General features: G+C 72.5%; 14 protein-coding genes and 1 pseudogene. 9 read left to right on the top strand and 6 right to left on the bottom strand.

What is annotated here, in order from left to right; genetic code table 11:
* Positions 1-54: 54 nt before the first annotated feature.
* Together ABD954_RS04025 and paaN are read right to left on the bottom strand one after the other, a co-directional pair.
* Positions 55-1,308, bottom strand: a complete 1,254-nt coding sequence (locus tag ABD954_RS04025; protein WP_345484354.1) for a helix-turn-helix transcriptional regulator — start codon at positions 1,306-1,308, stop codon at positions 55-57.
* Positions 1,305-3,050 carry a phenylacetic acid degradation protein PaaN gene (gene paaN / locus ABD954_RS04030; protein ID WP_345484355.1) on the bottom strand — a complete coding sequence of 582 codons (1,746 nt, stop codon included), beginning with the start codon at positions 3,048-3,050 and terminating at the stop codon, positions 1,305-1,307. Before paaN ends, ABD954_RS04025 begins: the two co-directional genes overlap by 4 nt.
* 243 nt (positions 3,051-3,293) lie before the next feature.
* Between paaN and ABD954_RS04035 the strand changes: the two genes are divergently transcribed.
* The gene (locus ABD954_RS04035; protein WP_345484356.1) at positions 3,294-3,593 is read left to right on the top strand and encodes a hypothetical protein; all 300 of its coding nucleotides are present in this window, start codon (positions 3,294-3,296) and stop codon (positions 3,591-3,593) included.
* On the opposite strand, the gene ABD954_RS04040 is transcribed toward ABD954_RS04035, so the two are convergent.
* Genes ABD954_RS04040 through ABD954_RS04050 form a run of 3 tightly spaced genes read right to left on the bottom strand, consistent with a single transcriptional unit; the run spans position 3,583 to position 13,060 of the window.
* Complete coding sequence (locus tag ABD954_RS04040) at positions 3,583-4,476, bottom strand: SDR family NAD(P)-dependent oxidoreductase (RefSeq protein WP_345484357.1); 894 nt, start codon at positions 4,474-4,476, stop codon at positions 3,583-3,585. The genes ABD954_RS04035 and ABD954_RS04040 overlap by 11 nt on opposite strands.
* Positions 4,473-5,699 carry an FAD-dependent monooxygenase gene (locus tag ABD954_RS04045; protein ID WP_345484358.1) on the bottom strand — a complete coding sequence of 409 codons (1,227 nt, stop codon included), beginning with the start codon at positions 5,697-5,699 and terminating at the stop codon, positions 4,473-4,475. The genes ABD954_RS04040 and ABD954_RS04045 overlap by 4 nt, the downstream gene beginning before the upstream one ends.
* An 11-nt stretch (positions 5,700-5,710) precedes the next feature.
* A complete protein-coding gene (locus ABD954_RS04050) occupies positions 5,711-13,060 on the bottom strand; it encodes an amino acid adenylation domain-containing protein (protein WP_345484359.1) in 7,350 nt (2,449 codons plus the stop codon).
* A 217-nt stretch (positions 13,061-13,277) separates the two neighbouring features.
* Between ABD954_RS04050 and ABD954_RS04055 the strand changes: the two genes are divergently transcribed.
* Complete coding sequence (locus ABD954_RS04055; protein WP_345484360.1) at positions 13,278-14,069, top strand: alpha/beta fold hydrolase; 792 nt, start codon at positions 13,278-13,280, stop codon at positions 14,067-14,069.
* Positions 14,070-14,329: 260 nt separating this feature from the next.
* On the opposite strand, the gene ABD954_RS04060 is transcribed toward ABD954_RS04055, so the two are convergent.
* Positions 14,330-15,541: an MFS transporter gene (locus ABD954_RS04060; protein WP_345484361.1), complete on the bottom strand. Its 1,212-nt coding sequence runs from the start codon at positions 15,539-15,541 to the stop codon at positions 14,330-14,332.
* A 98-nt stretch (positions 15,542-15,639) separates the two neighbouring features.
* On the opposite strand from ABD954_RS04060, the gene ABD954_RS04065 reads away from it, so the two are divergent.
* The 7 genes and pseudogenes from ABD954_RS04065 to ABD954_RS04095 all read left to right on the top strand — a co-directional run bounded on the left by ABD954_RS04065 (position 15,640) and on the right by ABD954_RS04095 (position 23,560).
* Positions 15,640-16,557 carry a LysR family transcriptional regulator gene (locus ABD954_RS04065; RefSeq protein WP_345484363.1) on the top strand — a complete coding sequence of 306 codons (918 nt, stop codon included), beginning with the start codon at positions 15,640-15,642 and terminating at the stop codon, positions 16,555-16,557.
* Between the two features lie 384 nt (positions 16,558-16,941).
* Complete coding sequence (locus tag ABD954_RS04070; protein ID WP_345484364.1) at positions 16,942-17,784, top strand: PP2C family protein-serine/threonine phosphatase; 843 nt, start codon at positions 16,942-16,944, stop codon at positions 17,782-17,784.
* A 193-nt stretch (positions 17,785-17,977) separates the two neighbouring features.
* A complete protein-coding gene (locus ABD954_RS04075) occupies positions 17,978-19,012 on the top strand; it encodes an MASE1 domain-containing protein (RefSeq protein WP_382746007.1) in 1,035 nt (344 codons plus the stop codon).
* 680 nt (positions 19,013-19,692) lie between these two features.
* Positions 19,693-20,937, top strand: coding sequence for a hypothetical protein (locus ABD954_RS04080; protein ID WP_345484366.1), 1,245 nt, complete (start codon positions 19,693-19,695; stop codon positions 20,935-20,937).
* A 1,154-nt stretch (positions 20,938-22,091) separates the two neighbouring features.
* A pseudogene (locus tag ABD954_RS33550) lies at positions 22,092-22,343 on the top strand (helix-turn-helix transcriptional regulator); the annotation flags it as partial.
* Between the two features lie 144 nt (positions 22,344-22,487).
* A complete protein-coding gene (locus ABD954_RS04090) occupies positions 22,488-23,186 on the top strand; it encodes a caspase family protein (protein ID WP_345491952.1) in 699 nt (232 codons plus the stop codon).
* The gene (locus ABD954_RS04095) at positions 23,183-23,560 is read left to right on the top strand and encodes an effector-associated constant component EACC1 (RefSeq protein WP_345484367.1); all 378 of its coding nucleotides are present in this window, start codon (positions 23,183-23,185) and stop codon (positions 23,558-23,560) included. Before ABD954_RS04090 ends, ABD954_RS04095 begins: the two co-directional genes overlap by 4 nt.
* Positions 23,561-24,346: the final 786 nt, after the last annotated feature.

Raw genomic sequence — 24,346 nt, forward strand, 5'->3', positions numbered from 1 at the left:
TCTCCCAGGAGAAGCGGTGACGGAACAGAAGGCGGAGTCAGGAGGCGGTGGTGGTCAGCGGGTGCCCGAGACGGCCTGGAGCAGGTCGATCCGCGAGCTCACCCCGTACCGCTTGAACAGCTTCCTGAGGTGGTAGTTGACGGTGTGCGGGGACAGCGCGAGCCGCCGTCCGATCTGCTGGTTGGTCAGGCCGTCGGCGACCAGCCCGACCAGGGCCCGCTGGGTCTCGGTGAGCCCGGTGCGCTCCGGCGCGTGCGGGGCCGGCTGAGCCGGGACCGCCTCCGGCCGGCGCTTCGCGGCCCGCGCCGTGCGCAGGGACTGCGCCTCCCGCTCCAGGGCCGCGCGCACCGTGTCCGGCAAGGAGTCGGCGAGGAGCCGGCGCAGCAGCGGGCTGTGGAAGACGGCCCGGCCGCCCCGGTCGCGGACGACGCCGGTGGCCCGCACCTCCTCCAGGACCGGCAGCAGGGCGGAGACCGAGGTCCGCATCATCAGCGCGAGTTCCTCGTAGACGACCTCGTCGCCGAGGACGGCCGCCACGCACAGGAGCTGACGGCAGGAGCCGGAGTACCGCTCCAGGGTGGACCGCACCCGCAGCGCCACCCGTTCCGGCAGCCGCCGGCTCAGCAGCTCCGCCTCACCGGCCGCGATCCGTACGCCGCCCTCCTCCCGCAGCCCGGTCAGCAGGTCGATGAGCAGGCGCGGATGCCCGCCGGCCTGGTCCACGAGCCGCGCCAGGGCGGGCGAGGGGTCGGCGCCGAGCACGTCCTGGGCGAGCCGCAGCGCGTCCGAGGCGCCCAGGGGGCCCAGGGTCAGCCGTTCGCTGCGCCCGCGCGGCTCGCCCCCGAGGAGGGCGGCGGCGGGTGCGGCCATGCCCTCTCCGGGCCGGTGGGCGAGCAGCCACACCGTGCGGGCGCGGTCGCCGTGCCGGCCGGCCGGCACCGCGGTACGGGCGGGGCCGCCGTGAAGGCCGGGCCGGCGGCCCCCGGGGGTGCCCGTCGGTCCGGCGGCGGGGTGCCGGCGTTGCCGCGGGAGCGGCCCGGTGCCGTCCAGGATCACCAGGCGCGGGCCCGAGGGGCGCGGGCAGCGGGCGTAACCGCCCGTGTGGCGACCGGGGTTGACGTCGTAGCCGAGCCGCTCGGCGAGGAGGGCGGCCTCCTGGAGGAGCCGGGTCTTGCCGATGCCGGGCATGCCCTCGATGGCGAGCAGGGCGCTGCCGGTGCCCCGGCCGTGTTCCAGGATCTCCCGTATTCGTTCCAGTTCGGGGTCCCGTCCGCGCAGCGGGGTGCCCTGGGCGAGTGCCGTACTCACACCGCACCGCCGTACCGGCGCACTCCCACGGTCCGGAACCGTCCGGCCACGAAGTCGGTGTCGCAGTAGACCGCGTTGCCGGCCGGGTTGAGGCCGGTGGCGTGCAGGTCGGAGTAGACGGCCGACTGGGAGATGTACCAGTCGCCCATCAGGTTGACCGAGAGCATCACGCCCACGTCGGCGCAGACCGCCACCATGGCCCGCTCCACCTCGCGGTCGGTGGAGTACAGGCCGGCGGAGAGGGCGCCGCACTCCCGGGTGGTGCGGGCGAGCAGCGCGAGCGCCTCGTCCACCGAGTCCACGGCGACGGCGAAGCAGACGGGGCCGAGCCACTCGGTGAGCAGGGTGGCCCGGTCGGCTTCGCGGGCGGCGTCGAGTGCGACGACCACCGGCGTGCGGATGTCGGCCTCGGGGTGGTCGGGGTGGTGTACAGCGCGGGAGGGTACGGCGACGTGGCCGAGCTTTCCGGCCTGGGCGAGGTCCACCCGCTCGCTGACGGCGGGGCCGAGGAGCGCGCCGAGCACGGCGGCGGCGTCGTTGTCGTCGGAGAGGAGGGTGCCGAGGGCCTCGCCGAGGTCGGCGACGACCTGTTCGAAGCTCTTGTGGCCCTCGTCGGTGGAGATGCCGGCGCGGGGGATCAGGAGGTTCTGCGGGCTGGTGCAGAGCTGCCCGCTGTAGAGGGAGACGGAGAAGGCGAGGTTGGCGAGCATGTCCCGGTAGTCGCCGGTGGAGTGGACGACCAGGGTGTTGACGGCGGACCCGGAGGTGAAGACACGGGCCTGGCGGGCGTGTTCGACCAGCCACGCGCCGAACGCGGTGGTGCCGGAGTGGTCGACGAGGCGGATCTCGGGGCGGACGGCCAGGGTGCGGGCCGCCTCCTCGCCGGGCCGTTCGACGGCGAGGCACACCAGGTCCGGGGAGAAACCGGTGTCGGCGAGCGTCTCGCGGGCGATCCGGACGGTGAGCGCGAGCGGCAGGACGGCGGCCGGATGGGGTTTGACGAGGACGGGGTTTCCGGTGGCCAGCGAGGCGAACAGGCCGGGGTAGCCGTTCCACGTCGGGAAGACGCTGTTGGCGACCACCAGGGAGATCCCGAGCGGCACGGGCGTGAACGTCTTGCCGATGTCGACGACGTGGTCGCCCTGCGGCTTGCGCCAGCGGGCCCGGGCGGGCAGCCGGGTCTGCTCGGCCAGGGCCATGGCGACGGCCTCCAGGCCCCGGTCCTGGGCGTGCACGGCCCCCGCGTGGAAGGCCATCACGGGGTTGTGGCCGCTGGTGTGCGTGGCGGCCAGGGCGAACTCCACGCTGCGGGCGTTGATCCGGTGGAGGATCTCCGCGCAGACCGCCGCCCGGACCTCGGGGCCCGCGTCCCGCCAGGCGGGCAGCGCGGCCGCCATCGCGGGCAGCAGGGTGTCGGGGTCCGTGTGCGGGTAGGAGATGCCGAGTTCGAAGCCGTACGGGGAACGCTCGCCGCCCTCGGCCGGTGCCGGTCCGACGGTGCCGTCCCGGCCCGGCTGGCCCAGTTCGAAGGGGCGGCCGAGGAGGGCCCGGAAGGCGGCCTCGCCGGCGGCCTCGGCCTCCGGGCCGTAGGCTCTCGGGTCCTCCGGGTACGGCGACCAGTGTTCCCGAGTGCGGAGGGCGGTCCGGGCCCGTTCCAGGAGGGGCTGGTGGCGGGTGACGAGCCGGGTCAGGTCGCCGCCGTCGGTGGGGGTGGCGGATACGGACTGCGGGGTTCGAGCCATGCATCTCATCCTTGTTGTGGGGGATCGCCGGAGCCACAGGAGACTCGGACAGTGACGACGCGGCGCGATGTCCGTCACCCCGGGCGCCGCCGGCTGGAGGGCGGCGGCGCGCGCGGAGTGACGGCGAAACGGCGGCGAGCCCTTGGGAATCAAGGTCGCTCGGGAGTCCGACACCCCGGGGCGGCGGGCGGAGAGCAGGGGGTGGCTCTCCGCCCGCCGCCGGTCCGTGGTCGCCTCGGTGGCGTGAATCCGCCGTCCGTTCGGACGGGGAGGGCGGTGGGGAATGGCTGTTTTCATGCGATCGGTGGGCCGCAGTCCACCGGTTTTCCCGGTCAGGCGGCCGACGTGGCCGACCGGTTCGGGCGGTTCACCGGCTCATTCGCGCGCCGGGCGGTGCGGCCCACCGGCGCGATCGGACGACCGGTCCGGGTGCTCACCGGCGCGCTCGGCCCACCGGTCCGCGTGCTCACCGGCGCGCTCGGCCCACCGGTCCGCGTGCTCACCGGCGCGCTCGGCCACCGTGGCCTCCCCCTCACTCGGTGATCGGGCGCAGGTACCGGTCCAGGGCGCTGTCCGGCAGGACCCGGGCCAGCACGCTCACCCGGCGGGCGTCCTGGCCGACCCGGTAGCGGGTCCGGGGCCGGCGGGCGGTGAGGGCCTGCCCGACGGTGCGGGCGAAGTCCTCCGGGGTGGTCCGGCTCTCCCGCGCCTGCTGCTCGTTCGCCGCGAGGAAGCGGCCGAACGGGATCCGGTACAGCTCCGCGATGTGCTCCGGCACGCCGTCCATGGCGTCCCGGGCCACCTCGGAGACCTTCCCCCAGATCGGCGTCATGATCGCCCCCGGCTGCACCACGCTCACGTCCACCCCCAGCGGGCGCAGCTCCCGCCGCAGGACGTCGGTGAGCGCTTCCTTGGCGAACTGCGCCGAGGCGTAGGCGCCGAGGAAGGGGATGGCCACGCTGCCGAGCCCGGAGGTCACGTTCACCACCCGGCCCCGGCTGCGCCGGAGCAGCGGCAGCAGGGCCTGGGTGACGGCGAGCTGGCCGACCACGTTGGTGTCGAGCTGGCGCCGGAGCTGGTCGGGCGAGACGCATTCCAGGGGGGCCGAGACGCAGATGCCGGCGTTGTTCACCAGCCCCCACAGCCCCGCGTCGCCCACCGTCTCGGCGATCTCCTCGGCCGCGGCGGCGATCGTCTTGTCCTCGGTGACGTCGAGGCGGACCGGGACGATGCGGCCCGCCTCGCCGGCCGAGGCGAGCGCCGCGCCGTCCGCCTCCTTGCGTACGGCGGCGAAGACGCGGAAGCCGGACGCGGCCAGGCGCTCGGCGCAGACCCGGCCGAGGCCGGAGGAGGCGCCGGTGACCAGGACCGACTTCCCGCGCGGGGCGAGCGCCCCACGCCCGCTGATCAGGTCGGCGGCGCTCATGCGGCGGCTCCCGTGGCCGGGGCCGTCCGGAACGAGGGCGGGGTGAAGGTCAACGAGCCCTCCAGGGTGCGTACCAGCTTGGCGCGTGGCATGAAGCGGAAGTACGCGTCCCGGACCGGCCGGCGCAGTCCTTCCGACTGCTCGAAGTCGCTGATGCCGCGCGAGGCGGCGACCAGGGCGCGGGTCCGCTCGCGGCGCTCGTCCTCGTACCGGCGCAGCGCTCGCGGCAGGTCCTCGGCTCCGCGCAGGGCCCGGCCGAGGACGACGGCGTCCTCGATCGCCATGCCCGAGCCCTGGCCGAGGCTGGTGAGCATCGGGTGGGCGGCGTCGCCGAGCAGGGTGACCGGGCCGCTGCCCCAGCGCTCCAGGAAGGGCCGGTCCCGGGAGGGCACCGCGATCACGGACTCCTCCGGGGTGACCTCGATGGCGTGCACCACCTCGTCGGCCCAGCCGGCGTAGGTGCCAAGGATCTCCTCCTTGGTGCCCTTCCAGTCGTGCGAGCGCTCGGCGGGCATGTTCTTCGTGCCCCACCAGTAGAGCCGCCCGCCGCCCACGTCGACCAGGCCGAAGCGGCGGCCGCTGCCCCAGTAGTGGACGACCGAGCCGGGGGCGAACCGGGGGTGGGCGTACGGTACGACCGCCAGCCAGCAGATGTAGCCGCTGTCCTGCGAGGGCTCCGGGCCGGCCAGCTGCCGGCGGACCACCGAGTGGAAGCCGTCCGCGCCGATCAGCAGGTCCCCGTGCTCCACCCGCCCGTCCTCGAAGGTGACCCGGACCCCGCCCGTGGGGTCGGTCTCGAAGGCGGAGGCGGCGGAGCCGAGGGTGAGGGGGATGCCCTCGGCCGCCTCCAGGAGGGCCTGCTGGAGGTCCGACCGGGTGATCAGGACGCTCGGCACGCCGAGCCGTTCGATGATCTCGGGGAAGGGGAACTCCCGGATCAGCCGCCCCCGGGCGGTCCTGACGTGGTACGAATCCAGGGTGGTGCCCCGGGACTCCAGGTCGATGCCGACCCCCAGGGACCGCAGGGCGCCGACCGCGTTGCTCATGACCGACAGGCCCGAGCCGGCCGCGCGCAGTCGGCCCGCCCGCTCGTGGATCTCGACGTCCAGACCGGCCTCGCGCAGGGCGACGGCGGCCGTGAGCCCGCCGATGCCCGCGCCGATGACCAGGGCCTTGGGCCGGCGGCCGTTCTTCTTCGTGCTCGTCCTCGACTCGGTGCTCATCCTCGTCGTCCTCACTGCTCGATGAGATCGCTGACGACCCGGACGGTGGTGGCCACGTGGGGCTCCTCCATGAGGGTCAGGTGGTCGCCGGGCACGTCCACGACGGCCAGGTCGCCGGTGGTGCGCTCGCGCCAGCCGTTGGACGGGTCGCGGTGCATCGACTCGATGGCGGTGTGCATGGAGTTCAGGACCTCGGGCAGCGGCTCCGAGGCGTGGATGAGGACCATGTCCTGGTCGACCGGGTCCGGCCGGTAGGCGAACGCCGCCTTCCAGTTGGCCTCGTACACGTGGAACAGCCGCCGCACCACGGCGCCGGTGCTGCCCGCCGGGAGGACCCCCTCGTCGATGGCGAGCTGGGCGATGAAGTCGAACTTCTCGTCCAGCGTGGTCAGTTCGGCCGGGATCAGCTCCAGCGGCGAGTCGCCGCCGCGCCGCAGCCACAGCAGCTCCCAGAAGAACCAGCCGAGCAGGGCCTCGTCGCCGGTGTTGAGCCGGCGGCCCGGGTTGAGGGCGGTGGTGTCCAGGAGCACCAGCCGGGCGATCTCCTCGCCCGCGGCCCGCAGCTGGCGGGCCATCTCGAAGGCCACGAAGCCGCCGAACGACCAGCCGCCGATCACGTACGGCCCGGACGGCTGCACCCGCCGGATCGCCTCGACGTAGCTCGCGGCGATCTCCTCGACGCTCCGCAGGGGCTCGGTGCCCGGATCGGCGCCGGCCGCCTGGAGGGCGTAGAACGGCTGGTCCTCGCGGAGGTACGAGGCGAAGCGCACGTAGCAGAGGACGTTGCCGCCCATCGGGTGGACGAAGAAGACCGGCCGCCGGTTGCCGCCGGTCCGGATGGGCACCAGCGGGTCGAAGGCGGTACGGGCTCCGCCGTCCCGCAGCCGGACCGCGAGCTCGGCCGCGGTCGGTGCCGAGACGAACTCCGACAGCGGCACGTTGATGCCGAAGCGCTGCTCGATCAGGACGACGAGCCGCATCGCCGTGAGCGAGGTGCCGCCCAGGGCGAAGAGGTTGTCGTGGACGCCGACGGACGGCAGTTGGAGCAGCTCGGCGAGGATCTCGGTGAGGGTGCGCTCGTACGCGTCGCGCGGCTCGGCGCCGCCGCCCTCCGCCGGGCCGGCCGTGGTCAGCGGCCGGCGGCGCAGCGCGCCGTCGTCCCGCTTGCCGCTGGGGGTCAGGGGCAGGGCGTCGATCCACTCGAAGTGGGAGGGCATCAGGTACTCGGGCAGGACCGTGCGCAGCTGCTTGCGCAGCAGGTTCTCGTCGACCCGGTCCTCCTCGCCCACCAGGAACGCGGCGAGGAAGGAGTCGCCGCCGTCGCGGCGGCGGGCGACCACGGCGGCCTCCGCGAGCCCGGGGTGCCCGGCGGCGAAGCGGGTGATGGCCAGCTCCACCTCGGCCGGCTCCACCCGGTAGCCGCGCACCTTGACCTGCGAGTCGGCCCGGCCCAGGCAGACGATGGCGCCGTCGGGGAGCACGATGCCCAGGTCGCCGGTGCGGTACATACGGGCGGCCGGGGAGCCGGTGGCAGCGGCGGGGACGAACGGGTCGGGGAGGAAACGTTCCTCCGTCAGCTCCGGCCGGCCGAGGTAACCGTCGGCCAGACACGTTCCGGCCAGGTACAACTCGCCCTTGGTGCCCGGGGCCACGGGCCGCAGCGCGGAGTCGAGCACGTACACCCGGGAGCCGATGATCGGGGTGCCGATCGGCGGCAGGGCCGGGAAGGCGGCCGGGTCGCCCGTCATCGCGTACGCCGTCACCACGTGCGACTCGGTGGGGCCGTACTGGTTCTCCAGGACCACGCCCGGCAGCGCGGCGCACAGCCGGCGGATCTCGTCCGTCACCCGCAGCTGCTCGCCGGAGGAGAGCAGGGCCTTGAGGGCGCGCGGCACCAGGTCCAGCGCGTCGGCGGCCTCGGCGAACTGCTGGAGGGCGACGTACGGCAGACAGATCCGCTCGACCCGCTCACGGTCGAGGAGCCGCAGCAGCTGCGGCATGTCACGGCGCTGCTCCTCGGTCAGCACCACCAGCGTGCCGCCGCCGCACAGCGTGGAGAAGATCTCCTGGAAGGAGACGTCGAAGCTGAGCGGGGCGAACTGGGCGGTCCGGCCGCCCACGACCCCGCTCGGGATGCTGTTCTGCCAGGCCACCAGCTGGGCCAGGGAGCGGTGCGGCATGGCGACGCCCTTGGGGGCGCCGGTGGAGCCGGAGGTGAAGAGGATGTACGCGGTGCCGGCCGGGTCGATCGCGGGCAGCTCCGGTCCGTCCTCGGCGGCGCCCGCGCGGGGCGCGTCGAGGATCTCCTCGACCGGCAGGACGGGGGCGATCCCCTGGAAGACGGCGGCGTGCCGGCGGTGGGCGATCACCCGGAGGGGTTCGGCCTGCTCGACCATCGAGGTCAGCCGCTCCGCCGGGTAGCTCACGTCGAGCGGCACGGCCGCGGCGCCGGCCCGCAGGACGCCGGTGATGACGGCGACGGTCTCCGGAGAGCGGTCCATGGCGATGCCGACGCGGGCGCCGGGCCGGGCACCGAGGCCGACCAGGGTGCGGGCCACTCGGGCGGAGACGCGGTCAAGTTCGGCGTACGTCCACTCCCGCTCGCCGAAGGCGAGGGCGACGGCCCCGGGGGTGCGGGCGGTCTGCTCGGCCAGGGCGCGCACGACGTCCGGCGGGGTGGCCGCCGTGGCGGTGGCCGTAGGGGGCGCGGACGTGTCCGTGCCCGCCGGGGGCGTGGACGTGTCCGTGACCGCCGGGGCCGGGGCGAGGAAGGACAGGTCGGGGGCCTCGTCCGGGTGGGAGACGATCCGCTCCAGGATCGCGGTGAACGCCTCCGCGTACAGGGTGGCCTGGGCCTCGGTGAAGGTCTGCCCGTGGAAGTCCATCCGCAGCCGCACCGAGCGGTCCACCGGGTCGGTCATGGCGTTGACCAGCAGCTGGAAGTTGGTCTCCTCCCAGGTGACGAACTCCTGGAGCCGGACACCGGGCAGGGCGAGGACCTCGGCGAGCTGCCGGAAGTGGATGTAGTTGAACGCGGTCTCCAGGACGGTGGAGCCCCGGTCCTCCTGGATCGCGCTGAGCGGGTAGCGCCGGTGCGGGTGGGCGAGCCGCTCCTGGCGGAAGGCCTCGACGGCCACCTCCGCCCAGTCGCGGGCGGCCGAGGTGTCGAGGCGGACCGGCGCGGTGTTGAGGAAGAGGCCGGTGGTGCGTTCCGCCCCGGCCAGCTCCGGCCGGCCGTGGGTGACCAGGCCGGTGGTGACGTCCTCGGTGCCGGAGAAGAGCCGCAGGGTCAGGACGTGCGCGGCGAAGAGAACCGACTTCACCGGCAGGGACCGCTCGGCGGCGAGCGCCCGGGCGGCCTCGCCGAGCTCCCGGTCGAGGTCGACGACCTTGGTGATCTGGCCGTCGTGGCCGGGCGCCTCGTGCGGACGGAACGCCTCCAGCGAGACCAGCGGGGCCTCGGCCAGGTACTCCTGCCAGAAGCGGCGGGTGTCGGCGGAGTCCAGGGCTCGGCGCTCCGCCACCACGTGGTGCGCGGCGGACGGCAGCGGGCCGGCGCCGTCGACCGCGTCCACCGGGTGGCCGAGGGCGTGCAGATAGTCCTGGAGCACTTCGGTGAGCAGGGTGGCCACGCTGCCGCCGTCGAGGATGGCGTGGTGGAAGCTGAGGACCAGTTCCACGCTCTCGTCCAGGACGTGCGCCCGCAGGAAGTAGAGCGGCGCCCGCTCGAACACGTAGCGGTGGTGCCGGCGTTCCTCAACATGGGCCAGGATCTCGGCGCGGGCCTCGTCCTCGGGACGGCCCCGCAGGTCGGCGACGTCCAGGGCGTCGGGCGCCTCGCGGTCGATGATCTGGAGCGGCTCGGAGAAGGTGCCGAGGTCGAAGGAGGACCGCAGGACGGGGTGGCGGGCGACGAGCGCGTCGAAGGCGGCCCGGAAGCGGTCCTCGTCCCAGGGCAGGACCAGGGAGTACCGGAAGACGTCGTGGTAGACGGCCGAGTTCTCCTCGGCCCGGCTGTGGTAGAGCAGGCCGAGCTGGAGGCGGGTGAGCGGGTAGGCGTCGGCGCGGCCTTCGAGCCGGGCCCGGTCCACCTGGGACACGAGCGCGAACGGCTCCAGCGGCGCCTCCTGCGGGTGGGGCCCGGTGGTGGCGTCGGCGGTGGCGTGCGCGGCGAGCCCGGCGACGGTCGGGTGCCGCATCAGGTCGGTCACGGAGAAGCGTATGCCGGCCTTCTCGGCGAGGGCGTGGATGCGCAGGACGGTGATCGAGTCGCCGCCGAGGGCGTAGTAGTCGTCGTGGACGCCGATGTTCTCGACCTCCAGGACCTCCGACCAGATCCGTATGAGTTCCGCCTCGACCGGACGGCGCGGCGGCTCGCCCGCGGGGCCCGACGCGCCGCCGGCGGTGGGGGCGGGCAGGGCGCGGCGGTCGGCCTTGCCGTTGGGCGTGAGCGGGATCCGCTCGATCCGCGTGAAGTGCGCCGGGACCATGAACTCCGGCAGTTGCGCGGCGAGTTCGGTGCGCAGGGCGGTTGCGGAGAGAGCGGTGTCCGCGACGTAGTAGGCCGCGAGGACGGTGCCCCGGGCGGGGGTGGTGTGGTCGACGACCAGGGCGTCGCGCACGCCGGGCAGGGAGGCGAGCCGGTTCTGCACCTCGCCGAGCTCCACCCGGTTGCCGCGGATCTTCACCTGGCCGTCGATCCGGCCGAGGTACTCCAGGGTGCCGTCGGCCAGCCAGCGTGCCAGGTCGCCGGTGCGGTAGAGCCTGCCACCGGGCGTGAAGGGGTCCTCCACGAACTTCTCGGCGGTCAGCTCGGGCCGGTCCAGATAGCCGCGGGCCACCTGGACGCCGCCGATGCACAGTTCGCCGGGGACACCGGCCGGCTGGAGACCGCCGTACGCGTCGAGGACGTACAGCCGCGTGTTGTCGACGGGCCGGCCGATCGGGACGCGGCGCACGGGCTTGCCGGGTTCGGCGACGCAGTCGTGGTACGACACGTCGACGGTGGCCTCGGTGGGTCCGTAGAGGTTGACCAGGAGCGGGGCGCCGGGGCCGTCGAAGACGCGGTGGAACTGCTCGACGCGGGCGGGCGGCAGGGCCTCGCCGCTGCAGAACACGGTCCGCAGGGACTCGGCCCGCGCGCGCAGCTCGGGGGAGATCTCCAGGAGGTCGAGGAAGGGGCCGAGCATCGAGGGGACGAAGTGCAGGGTGGTGACCCGCTGTTCGGCGATGGTGTCCAGGATCTGCCGGGGGTCCTTCTGGCCGCCCACGGGCAGCAGGGCGAGACCGGCGCCCTCGACGGCCCACCAGAACAGCTCCCAGACGGAGACGTCGAAGGAGATGGGCGTCTTCTGGAGGACGACGTCCTCGGCGCCGACCGGGTAGCGCTTCTGCATCCAGGCCAGCCGGTTGATCACCGAGTGGTGCTCGACCATGACCCCCTTGGGACGGCCGGTGGAGCCGGAGGTGTAGATGACGTACGCGAGGTCGTGCGGGCCGGCCGGCGAGTCGAAGGGGTCGTCGGGCCCGGTGAGCAGGGTCTCCACGGGCAGCACGGGCACGGTGGCGCCGGGCGCCTCGGCTCCGGTGGCCGCTGGTGCCCCCGGACCGGTGGACGCCGGTGCCCCTGGACCGGCCGGGACCGTGTCGCCGCCGGTGAGGACCACCGCCGCGCGGCTGTCCTCCAGGAGGAACCGGATCCGTTCGGCCGGGTAGCCGGGGTCCACGGGAACGTACGCGCCGCCGGCCTTGAGGACGCCGAGCAGGGCCACGATCAGGAGCGGCGAGCGGTCCATGAGCACTGCCACCCGGTCACCGGTCCCCACGCCCCGCGCGGCGAGGGCGCGGGCCACCTGGTTGGCGCGGGCGTCGAGCTCGGCGTAGCTGAGCGGCTCGGCTCCCGCGGTGGCGGCGACGGCGGTCCGGCCGGGGGTGCGGGCGGCCTGTTCGGCGATGAGCCCGTGGACGGTCCGCCCGTCGGCATACGGGACGTCCTCTCCCTGCCACGCCTGGGTGAGGTTCTTGTACTCGGCCTGGTCGAGGAGGGGCAGCGTGACGGCGGCCCGCTCGGGCCGCTCGGCGCCGGCCCGGACGAGGGAGAGCAGGTGGCCGGCCACCGAGGCGAGGGGGAAGTCCTCGTCGAAGACGTCGAGGGAGCCGTCGAGGTCGACGCGGATGTCGGCGTCGTCCTCGAAGGCGTGGACCATCACGGAGAGGGCGTCCTGGGCGTGCACGGGCGCCTTGACGGTGATCTCCCGCGCGAGGCCGGGCAGCGCGGCGGGGCGGGGGAAGCGCAGGTAGGAGACGGTGACGTCGAACAGTCGGCGGTTTCCGGCCGGGCCGGCGGGCAGCTCGCGCAGCAGGTCGCCGAGGGCGAGGCGCTCGTGCGGGCGCAGGGCGTCGGTGGTGGTGCGGACCTGCGCGGCGAGCTGGTGGAGGGTGGCGTCGGCGGCCACCGGGACCCGGACCGGCAGGCTGTTGGCGACCTGGCCGACCGCCGAAAGCTCGGCCGCGCCGCGCCGGTTGAGGAAGGGCACGCCGACCACGGCCTCGTCGCTGCGGTGGATCCGGGCGAGGTAGGCGGCGAAGGCGGCGGTGAGGAAGGCGAAGGGGGAGCTGCCGCCCTGGCGGATCCGGCGCACCAGGTCGGCCTCGAGGGTGAAGCTGTGCCGGGCGCGGCGGCGGTGGCCGTCGGCGGGGGCCGGGGCGGCGGTGAACAGGGCGGGCTCGACCCCGGCCAGGGCCTCACGGTGGTGGGCGCGGTCCCGCTCCTGGGCGGGCGAGCCTTCGTAGGCGGCCGCGGCCTCCAGGAGCGTGGTGACCGAGCCGGCTGCGGTGTCGGTCTCGACGGCAGCGGCGGCGGTCTCGGCGCCGGTCCGGCGGGCGTACTCGGCCCAGACGCGGCGGCTGACCTCGTTCAGCGCGTAGGCGTCGGCGAGCAGGTGGTGGGCGTTGAGGTGCAGATGCACCACCGTGGCGCTCTCGCGGAGCACCGCCGCCGTGAACAGACGCGAACGGCGCAGCGTGAAGGGCCTGTTGAAGGAGCGTTCCTGCCACTCCGCGCAGGCCGCAGCGGGGGCTGCCGCGCCGGAGTGGTCCACGTACGTGGCCCAGGGACCGGACTCCTCGGCGGCGCACCACTGGTGGGGCACTCCGTCGTGGTCGTCGAAGCGCAGCGCGAAGGCGTCGGTGTGCCGCAGGACATGGTCCAGGGACGCGGTGAGCGCCGCCGCGTCCACCTGCCCGGTGAGACGCTCCTGCAGGACGACGTTGAACTGCGGGTCGGGAGAAGAGACGGCGGATTCGGCAGCCCAGATGTCACGCTGATATGCAGACAGCGGGAACTGACGTAATGCGAGCATCGGTTTTCCTTCGGTCTTTAGGGCCACGGAAGTGTTGCTGCCCGATGCTCGTGATCCTACGTGCCCCCGGATCTGCGTCACCACTACTCGATTGAGTAGCCGCACACCACCCGTTCAAGTAGTCCGCGTGTGGAATAAGCAGAAATCCGCGAGATATCCCGGGGAATTCCGGGGCGCCCCTGGCTAGTATCTGGACATGACCTCGCCAATCCCTTCCATGAATGCCCCTCTACTGCGGGGATCCGGCCCCGCTCTGCTGCTCGCGCACGGTGCGGGCAGTGATGTGCAGGACAGTTACGGCCCGCTGATCGACGACCTGGCGGAATACCGGACGGTCATCGGCCCGGATTATCCGGGGTCCGGAAACACCTCACTTCCGGGCCGGCCGCTCAGTCTTGACGAGCTGTCCGACCACATTGTGGAAAGCGCCGTGCGGCACGGCGCCGAGACTTTCGCGATTTCCGGGTTCTCGATGGGCTGCTCGGTCGCCGTACGGACCGCGGTCCGCCATCCCGAACGGGTTACCGCGCTCATTCTCTCGGCCGGCTTCGCCCATCCGAATCCGCGTCTCCGGCTCGCCGTGGGCACCTGGCGCGCGCTCGGCAGGCACCTTCCGGAGAGCCGCGAACTGGCCGCCTATCTCTCCCTGATGGTGGGCGGACCGGAGTGGCTCGACGAGCGCACCGCGGACGAGATCGAGGAGCAGCTCACCCTCTTCGCCGGCGGACTGCCGCCCGGCACCGACGCCCAACTCGCGCTGTTCGAGCACATCGACGTACGGCCGGACCTGGCCCGGATCGCGGTGCCGACCCTGGTGGTCTCCCCGCTGCGGGACCTGCTCATCACTCCCCTTCACTCCCGGGAACTCGCGGACGGCATCCCCGGCGCCCGGCTGGCGACCCTGGACTGCGGTCACGCCATCGCGGCCGAGGAGCCGGCCGCCTGGGCGGCGTTGATCCAGGACTTCCTGACGTCGGTGGAGGAGCCCCCGGGACGCGTACGGGGGTGACGCGCCCCGGGGGGTTCGAGGCCGGGCCGCCCGGGCGGCCCGGCGGCGGACCGGGGCGGGTCCGGGGGCCCGAGTCGACCGGGCCCGGCGGACCGTCCCGGGCCGACAGGCCCGAGTCGACAGGCCCGAGTCGACCTGGTCCGGCGGACCGTCCCGGGCCGGAAGTGCCCGAGCGGCTCGGCCCGGGCGGACCGTTCCAGGCCCGACAGGCCCGACAGGGCCGACAGGGCCGACAGGGCCGAGCGGCGCCGCCCGTCGGCCTAGCCGAGCCGACCGCTCTCCGGGGCCCGGCCCAGGGCGGCCACCAGCAGGGCGGCGAGCGCCAGGCCGCCGCCCAGCCACATCACGGCCTCGATCCCGGCGCCGTCCGCGGTGAGACCGCCGACCAGGGCGCCCAGCGCGATCGCCCCGTTGAAGACACCCACGAAGAGCGAGGACGCCGCCTCGCGGGCCTGCGGCGCGGCGGCCAGCAGCCAGGTCTGGGTGCTCACCGACACGCCGCCGTACGAGATGCCCCACACCGCGAGCATCACGCCGGCCGTCAGCACCGAGCCGCCGAGCAGCGGCAGCAGCCCCACCGTGGCCGCCAGGACGACGGCGATCACCAGGAGCGTGCCGCGCGGGGAGCGGCCCGCCCCGGCGCCGGCCGCGAAGTTCCCGAGGACGCCGGCGACGCCGTAGACGAGGAGCAGGGTGCCGATCATCGTGGGGCTGACCCCGGAGATCTCCTCCAGCGCGGGCCGTACGTAGGTGTAGGCGGCGAAGTGCCCGGTGACCAGGAACGCCACCACGGCGAGCCCGGTCGCCACCCGCGGGTTGCCGAACAGCTTCAGCACGCCACCGAGCCGGATGTCCTGCTCGGCCGGGAGCGGCGGCAGCAGGGCCGCGAGTGCGATCAGGACGACCACGGCCAGGGCGGCGATGACGACGAACGCCGTCCGCCAGTCGGCGAGTTCGCCGATGTACGTGCCGGCCGGGACGCCCAGCACCGAGGCCACCGCGATGCCGCTGAAGATGAGCGAGGTGGCCGGGCCGACGGCGGTGCCGGACACGAGCCGTACGGCGAGACCGGCGGCGACCGCCCAGACCACGCCCATGCCGATGCCGACGAGGACGCGGGCGACCACCATCACGCCGAAGCCGGGGGCCCACGCCGCGAGCAGGTTGCCCAGCGCGAGCACCGCCATCAGGGAGCACAGCAGCACCCGGCGGTCGAGCTTGCCGAGCAGCGGGGTCAGCAGCGGCGCGGAGACCGCGCCGACCAGCCCCGTGATGGTGAGGGTGAGCCCGGCGGTCCCCTCGCTCACATGGAGCGCGTCGCCGATGGGGGTGAGCAGCCCCACCGGCAGCATCTCGGACGTGACCACCGTGAACGTCGCCCCGGCGACCGCGGCGACGGCGGGCCAGCCCCCGCGTCGTACGGACTGCCCCTCTCCGGGCGCCTTGCCTGCGATTTCCTCTGTCTGTGCCATACAACCAGCCAACCGGCAGGGGCGTTGGGGAACAACGGCCAATCCCTCATCCTTCTATGAGCGGGATTACTTGATCAGGTGGAGGAGGCCGGGAGTCCGTGGGCGGTATCGAGATCCGCGAGCTGGAGGCGTTCCTCGTCCTCGCCGAGGAGCTGCACTTCGGCAGGGCGGGCGAGCGACTGTACGTCTCTCAGAGCAGGGTGAGCCAGCTGCTGCGCGCCCTGGAGGGGCGGATCGGCGCCCCGCTGGTCGAGCGCACCAGCCGCCGGGTGCGGCTGACCCCGCTCGGGGAGTCGTTCGTCGGCAGCCTGCGGCCGGCGTACGAGGGACTGCGGGCCACCCTGGACGAGGCGCGGGCCGCCGCCCGGGCGGAGGTGGGCGGGGTGCTGCGGGTCGGCTTCCAGGGCACCGTCGACGACTACCTCGCCCAGGCGATGGCGCTGTTCGAGGAGGAGTGCCCGGGGTGCGTCCTGGAGCTGACGGAGATACCGCTGTCGGACCCGTTCGGACCGGTGCGCCGCCAGGAGGTGGACTGCGCGGTGGTCCTCCTGCCGGTACGGGAGGAGGACCTGGTGCTCGGACCGGTCTTCTCCCGGCAGCCGCAGACCCTCGCCGTCTCCGTCCGGCACCCGTTCGCGGCCCGGGAGTCGCTGTCGGCGGAGGAGCTGGCCGACTGCCGGCTCATCGGCGTGGGCGCGGGAGGGGCGCCCGGTCCGGCGCCCGCGTACTGGCGCCTGGCGCAGGCCCCGGACCGCACCCCGCAACTGCGGCCGATCCCGGCGGGCCCGGTCGTCAACACCCTCCAGGAGGGTCTGAGCCTGACGGCGGCGGACCGGGGCGCGATGCTGCTGTGCCGCTCCACGGCCGACTACCACGGGCGACGCAGCTCCATCGCCTTCGTCCCGGTCGACGGCCTGCCCCCGTCCGAACTGGGACTGATCTGGCACCGCTCCCACGCCTCCCCGACCACGCTCGCCTTCGCACGTGCGGTGAAGGGCGTCACGCCGGCGCGGTGACCCTGGTGTCCGGCACCTCGACACGGAGGACGGTGGCGTGCACAAGGGCGTGCGGGCGGTGCCCCTCAGCCGCGCAGGCGTGATGAGGGCCGGCACGCCCAGTACGCGGCCGGCCACTTCCTCGGGGCGTCGCGGGCACGGCAAGCTGCGCCGGGGCGCGAAGCCCCGGCCTTGCGGGGGTCCCGCCGCCGGGCGCCCGTGTTGGGCGGCCCCGGTCTCCTGGTGGCGCCTTCGGGCCGGGGTGTGGGGTCGATGAGATGCGGGCGTCGTGCCCTCCGGGCAGAGTGGGGAAGGACCTGTTCGTACCGAGGTGGTCCCCGGGGGTCCCGCGTGCTGGAGACGGGACGGAGTGATACGAGGATTGTCGTGACGTCGGAGTGATCGATGTTCCGCAGACGGCCGGCCGACAACAGCGAGGATCTTCTGGTCCGGCTCGGGTCGCTGACCGCCAAGGCTCGGGAGCTGGCCGAGACCCAGCGTTCCCGTGTCGAGCTCGCCGTGGCCCTGCAGCGCGGCATGCTGCCCTCGGACCTGCCCAGTTTTCCGGGCGCCCGGCTCGCCGTCCGCTACGAGCCCGCCAACCACGGGCTCAATGTCGGCGGTGACTGGTACGACGCCTTCGCCCTGCCCGGCGGGCAGATCGGCATGTCCATCGGTGACGTCCAGGGGCACAACATCGAGGCTGCCGCCTTCATGGGTCAGGTCCGCGTGGCGCTTCGCGCGCTGGCCTCCGTCAGCGGAGACCCGGGAGAGCTGCTCGGCCGCACCAACGACCTGTTGATCTCTCTGGGCGCCGACCTCTTCGCCACCTGCACCTTCCTGCGGCTCGACCCCGCTGCCGGCACCCTGGAGTGCGCCCGGGCCGGTCACATCCCCCACATCTGGGCCACCAGCGACGGCCGCTCCGGCATCGACGACAGCGAGGGCGGGCCTCCGCTCGGTGTGCTCCGCGACGTCGACTACCCGGCCACGCGCCACCGGCTCACCGCCGACGGTGTCTTCGTCCTCCTGACCGACGGGGTGGTGGAGGGGCCCTCGCTCCACGTCGACGAGGGTCTGGACCGGGTGACGAGGCTCGCCGGGATCACCGCCGTCGCCGGGCTGGACGTCGACGCGCTCGCCACCGCCGTCATGAAGCTGGCGGCCACGGTGGGGCACGAGGACGACGCAGCCGTCCTGGTCGTCGGCCATGACGGCGGTCCCGCCCGGTCGACGGCCGAGGGGTGAAGGGGGCCCGCCCCGGTTCGGCCCGCCCCGGTCCCGCCCGTCCAGGTTCCACGCGGCCCGGTTTTGTCCGCCCCGGTTCGGGCCAGACCTCGGGCCGGTCCTGACTCCTCCGGCCGGTCCCGGACTCGTGCCGTACGGCGGCGCCCGACACGCAGGGGTCCTTGCCCGGTCGTGGCGGCCCGGCCGGTGTCTCATGGCTGGCGTGTTCGTTATTCGGCAATTCCGGCCCTTCATCGAGGCGGCGCTGATTTCGCTGGCCGTGGCGATCTGCTACTACTCGGCCGGACGGCTCGGCCTGCTGGGCCGCCTCGTCGTCGACGGCGTGGTGGCCACCCCCATCTGGCCGCCCACCGGCGTCGCCGTCGCCGCCCTGCTGCTGTTCGGCGCGCGGGTCTGGCCCGGGATCGCCCTCGGCTCCTTCCTCGTCATCGCCTCCCTCACCACCCCTGGGCCCACCACGACGGTCACCGTGGTGAGCAACACCGTCGCGCCGCTCTGCGCCTTCCTGCTGCTGAGACGGGTCGGCTTCCGGCTCGACATGGCGCGGCTGCGGGACGGACTGTCACTGATCTTCCTCGGGGGCTTCAGCGCCATGCTGATCAGCGCGACCGCGGGGGTCGGACTACAGGTGGTGACAGGGTCCCTGGACAGGAGCGAGTTCTGGGCCGTGTGGCTGGCCTGGTGGGCGGGCGACACGATGGGGGTTCTGCTCGTCGCTCCGCTCCTGCTCGTCCTCGCGGGGCCGGCCGGGCGGTTCCGGGCACGGCGCTGGAAGGAGGCGGCCTTTCTGGGGCTGACGACCCTGGTTCTCGTCCCCGTGGCCGTGCTCAGCCCGATGGGCCTGCTCTTCCTCGTCTTCCCCCTGCTGGTCTGGGCGGCGCTCCGCTTCCAGCTCGCCGGAAGCGTGCTGTGCGCGCTCTTCGCGTCCGTATTCGCCACCTTCGTGGCGACTTCCGACCAGGGCTCGTTCTTCCAGCTGTCGGACGTCGAGATCATGGTCAAGCTCCAGACGTTCAACGGTTCCGCCGCCCTGACCGCCCTGCTCCTCGCCTCGGTCATCACCGAGCAGCGGGCGACCCGCCGTTCGGTGCGCCACGCCTGCGAGGAACTGGCGGAGGTCCTGGAGCACCTCGCGGCGGGCGAACCCTCGCCGGGTCCGCCGGCCGGGTCCCCGCCCGAGCCCTCCGAGAGCCGGCCGGCCCCACCCGGCGGCCGCCGGGATCCATGACCCCGACACCGCCGTCACCGGATCGGTGCCCGCTGTCTCACCTGCTCACCGACCGCCCCCACAGGACCTGGGGCTTCGCCCCCGACGCCCCCGCCGCGGACCACCCTCGGTCGACGGTGCGCCGGAACGGCTCCACCAGCCGGGAGGCAGCCGAAGAGGCACTGCGGCGGTTCCACGAGGGTCAGGCCGGCGGATGCGACGCGGACCCGCACCAAGACTGCTGCCGCCTACACGGAGATGCGGCTGGCGGCGAAGCCGCTGGTGCTGAAGCCGACGACGACGGCCCGCTACCGCGACCACCCCGTACGGACCGCCCCGTGGCCGCCGCCACAGCGCGACCACCACTCCCCCGAACGCACGAAAGGCCGCCCTCTCATGGATGAGAGAACGGCCTCCGACCCGCGTTTCCGCGTGGTCGGGACGACAGGATTTGAACCTGCGACCCCTTGACCCCCAGGAGTGAGGGTCAAGGGGATTTTCCGGATATAGAGGACTTAATCCGGGCACGAGTTGTGTGTGGAAGCATGCATCGTGCACCACCGCGCGTAGCGTGTGGTCCCCAACTGGTCCCCAGGATCACCGCCCTGGCGGCGAGGCACCCTCTGGCATCTCTGGTCACTGCAGGGTGGATAGGGCGGATTGACCAGCGGACTGTCAGTGCCTGCGCATAGCCTGCCGACATGCCCTCGACTCCCGATGAGCTTCGCCACGTCATGCTCGGTTCCCTCTTCACGCCTGAGGTTCCGCTGGGACCGACCCGGGACATACTCATTGCCTGCCACGTCTCGGCAACAGGCAAGGGCAAGCTCCACGGAAGCCCCGAGTGCCGCACGCTGCGGTCAGCCGCCTCTGTGGACCAGATCGACGTCCCATTCGGCGAAGCTGTGGAACGGCTCTGCGCGAGCTGTCGGTGGCCTCTGCCCACAGACAGCCTCATCCTGCCGCTCGGCGCCGCTGTGAGCGAGGTGGACTCGCTCGCCATCTGGCTCGATCGGGAGTCCAAGGACGAGGAGGACCTCGAGGCCGAGCGTGACGCCGCCATCGCCCTCGCCGCCGGCGAGTACCCGCCCCGCGCCACCGAATCCGGCGACGAGGAGGAGGAAGACGACGAGGCCGGGCGCGACGAGGAATGGGAGCGATACGAGCGCGCCCGCAACTTCCGCTCCCGACGTCACGAGCACTGGCGGCGGCTGCACTCCTACCTGACACGGAGCAACGAGGCCGTGTCCGAGTACCCCTTCCTCGCCCCCTGGGCCGATGGTCTGCAGAGTCGCCTCGCCACGGTCCTCGATGAGGAACGTCGGGCCTTCGCGGCCCTCGTGCAGCCGATCCGCCTGCTGGAGGCGGCTGCCGTACGTGTCCTGCCCAAGCCGCAGTTCTCCACAGATCCCGGCTTTGCCGGGTTGGGAGCGGAGGCGGAGAAGACCTTCCGGCGAGCGTGGTACGAGTGGAGTCAGCGAGCCATCTGGTCATGGCGCCGCCTGGAAGATCAGGACTTCGCGGTCTACACCGTCGTCAGCGACGCCTTCGGGCGTCGCCGTAAAGGGAAGCCCGAGGCCCACGCCGCCTTCAGCCGGTTCACCGCCGACTGGATCCGCCAGGCACGCGAAGAGGCCGGCCGCCCTGCCAGTACGGCATGGCAGCTGGTGGCGGTGAAGGCGCCCGCCCTCGTCCGGACCCATCACAGCGAGCCGGAACGTGACCCCCTGACCTTGTGGGAAGCCGCGGTCATCGCCACCTACCAGGTGGCCTTCAACCGAAAGGCCGGCACCACAGCCCTACTCGTTCCCCACCTAATCGCTGAGCAACTGCTCGCATGCGCCTCCGACGACATGCCGGTCCTGCGCCTGGCTCCCGACGGCAGCGCACTGCCCGCAGAGGTGCTGCTCGAGCAGTGGGACCACGCGGGGATCACCCTCTCATGACCGCCTTTCCCGTACTCAGTCGAGCCGGGCAGACAGCCAGCCGTACGGGCCGACCCGCATGGCCGCGACCATCCCGCCACCACATCCACCGCCTCCACGAAGCCCTCCGCAAGCCGCGCTCCCCCGCACCATCCGCCATCAGCACCACGGCGTACGAGCCCCGGCCCTCGCGTGCGGCCACACCGCAACCACCACGCCTCCAGACGCACGAAGGCCACTCTCGCATGGATGAGAGAACGGCCTCCGACCTGCAGTTTCCGCACAGTGGGGAGGACAGGATTTGAACCTGCGACCTTGCCCCCAGCATCCGGCGAAGGCGCGTGACGCACGGCGAGGGGGGCTGCTTATGAAAAGGCGTCTCGCGGTCGGGTCGGTTGGAACCAGAGACCGTCGGAACGCTCCTCGCCTCTCGTGCCCTGCCGTGGCAGCCCTCAGGCATCATGATGGCCCAACCACTGCGCCGATCTGCTGAAGAAGCTCCGCAATCCACGCTGGCGATCCGTGCACACCGAGCTCTTCCCAGAATCTGGTTGAGGCGTGGTGAAGGATGGGGAATGCCTTGACGATGCCGACGACCAAGTAGGTAGCGGTAGACAGCCGCGTTGCCGATTTGGACGCCAGCAGCAGGCTGGACGCAGGTGTGGCCAATCGACAGCAGGCTGGACGCAGGTGTGGCCAATCGACCGTCGGCCCCAATTGACCCGGCCGACGGGCTGCGTGGGCAGGTCCGCGCCCGGTGGCAGAATGAAGATCAGGACGCCACGAGGGTACGGGGGTGGAGGGTGTCGGCACGGGCTGACCTGTACACGGAATTGCGGGGACTCCGGGAACGGGCAGAACGCGCTCGGCGCGATCACGGCGAACTGGTCGGCGTCGACTCTCTGGTCTTCGAGGCCGTGGCCCGAAGCCTGCCCGGCGCACGGGACCTCAAGGCGCACCGCATACGCGACTGGGCGCCTCCCCGGTATTCCGACTGCCGCGTTCCCCCACGAAACCGTACGCGCGAGGCGCTCGCCGTGGTTACCGTATGGAAGGCATGGGCGGGCGAAGAGCTGAACGAGGCGGAGTGGCTCGGTCTCCTGGACCGAGCACAGCGCGAGAGCACCGAGGAAGACGCCACTGTCAGGGCGGTTGAGCACACCGCCACGCCGCCGGTGTCCAGATTCAGCACTCCCCCGCCGCCACCGCCAGCGTCCAGGCGCATAGCACCCGCGCCCCCGCCGCGGGCGTCCAGGCGCGACGTCTCGGTTCCTCCACCCCGCCCGTCAACGGAACCAAACGACCCCTTCGGCACTTGGCTGGCCAGGCAGTTGCGACGGGCCGGTCTGACTCAATCAGAGCTGGCTACGGAACTGGGCATAACCAGAGCCGCAGTCAGCGCATGGATCACTGGTCGCGCCGAGCCACGAAGCGACACCCGTCGACACATCGTCAAGTTCCTCGAAGGGATGACGCCTCAGGACCCGGCACCGGCCTTCGCGGAAGGGCGTACCGCTGCGGCGGAGATACGGCAATTGGGCCCTCTAGAGCGGTGGAGGACCGGAGCCGCGGTGCTGATCGGTGTGTCCGACTACACGCACCTGCCCTCCGTACCCTCCATCAAGAACAATCTGTCGGCGCTCACCGAGGTGGCGTTGACGGGGCTCGGGATCCCGCAGGGCAACGTGTACATCGTGGAGAATCCCAAGTCGGCGGCACAGGTGCACGAGGAGATCGACCTCGCCATGGACGCCGCCGATCCTCTTTCCGGCGGGCTGTTCATCTACTACGCGGGGCATGGCTGGACCGATCCCCGGAACGGACGCCTCTTGCTCGGTCTGGTCGACTCGAACCAGCACAAAGCATGGACCGCTATGGAGTTCGACCGGATCCGCGAGCAGGTGGCGGACTCCCCGGTCGGCTCGCGGCTGCTGGTTCTCGACAGTTGCTACAGCGGGGCGGCGCTCGACACCCTGTCCGCAGGCCTAAGCAGTGCCTCACGGATCGAGGGCACGTACGTTATGACGTCCTCCGACGCCACCAACGCGTCACGCGCTCCACGCGGCGACCACTTCACCAGTTTTTCCGGCGAGATCATCCGCTCACTGACCGACGGAATCCAGGGCGGTCCGCCGGTAATCACCGCGGATGTACTTTTCCGTCATGTGCGGGCCAGTTGCCAGCAGCGGGGCTGGCCCGTGCCGTCACGACAAGTCGGGCGGGACGGAGACCACATGGAACTCATGGTCAACAGATGGGGGCAGTCATGACCGAAGTCCAACTCCGCATCGTCACGGAGACCGGTGCGAAGGTTCCGGACGGACTCCGGACCTTCCTCGCCCGGGACGCCGAACTGCGCGGCGTCGGTCGGGCCCGGTGGATCTCGGAGGCACCGAAGGAAGACACGCTCGGGGACGCCCTCGACGTTCTGACACTGGTGGTGAGCAGCACGCTCGCCCTGCCGTCGGCGATCGAGGCGGTCAGACGATGGTGCGGATCCCGTGGTACCACGGAAGGTGTCGACATTCGCCTGGGATCCCAGAGGATCACCGTTACCGGGACGGAGGACCCTGCAGAAATCCGGCGCCTGGCGGACCTGTTGAAGGCGGCGTACCCCGAGAGCACATCGAGGAGCGGGGAGTAGGAAACCCACCTGGTGAGTGGGGTAGCCGGATCCGGTTGACCAACCGAATCGGCCTGAGGGCCAGGTCAATGGACCTGGCCCTCAGGCCGTTGATGGTGGTGTCGGGCTACCGGCCTGGCCGGGTGGGACACCCCGCTTCGACCATCAACCACCCCTCACCACGGCTGTACGAACCGCTGCCCACCAGTCCCGGCCGGCATGGCTGCGACCACATCCCCCGCCTCCTCCACAGGCTCCGCTCCCCCGCACCACCCGCCACCGGTGCCGCGGCGAACCAGCCCCGGCTCAGGGCCCGCGGCCATCACACTCCCGGACACACGAAGTGAACCGTTCCAGATTCAGTAGAGACGTCAGATTGAACCGTCCCAGTTGGTTGGGCCTCGATCCCCGCAAATGATCGAGTCTCCACCAAACCCGGAACGGTTCGTGCCCACGGTCGCCAGCTTCTGCGTAACGACTTGTACGAGGTGACAGACGACAACCGTGTGCGCCAGCTGACCGACTGACCTGTTCCGAGTACTGCGTCGATTTCGGCTCCACCGCCTACGTGTCCCTGTGGAGGCCAGACGCTACGCGTCGACACCTCGTCGCACGATTCGAGCACCGGGGCGTTGAGGCACGACGTTTCCGTCCAGGACAGTCAAGCCGAGATCCGTCGGCGTGCTGGGAATCGCGTGCCGCGTGCATGACTAAATGCGAGAACGCAGCTCATGGCCAGTATGTGCCACGGCTCGAAGCTGGCGCTCCGGCACTGACAAAGCGGGGTAGCCATGGCCCTGGCCATGT

The sequence above is a fragment of the Streptomyces roseoviridis genome, assembly GCF_039535235.1.
GTDB lineage: Bacteria > Actinomycetota > Actinomycetes > Streptomycetales > Streptomycetaceae > Streptomyces > Streptomyces roseoviridis.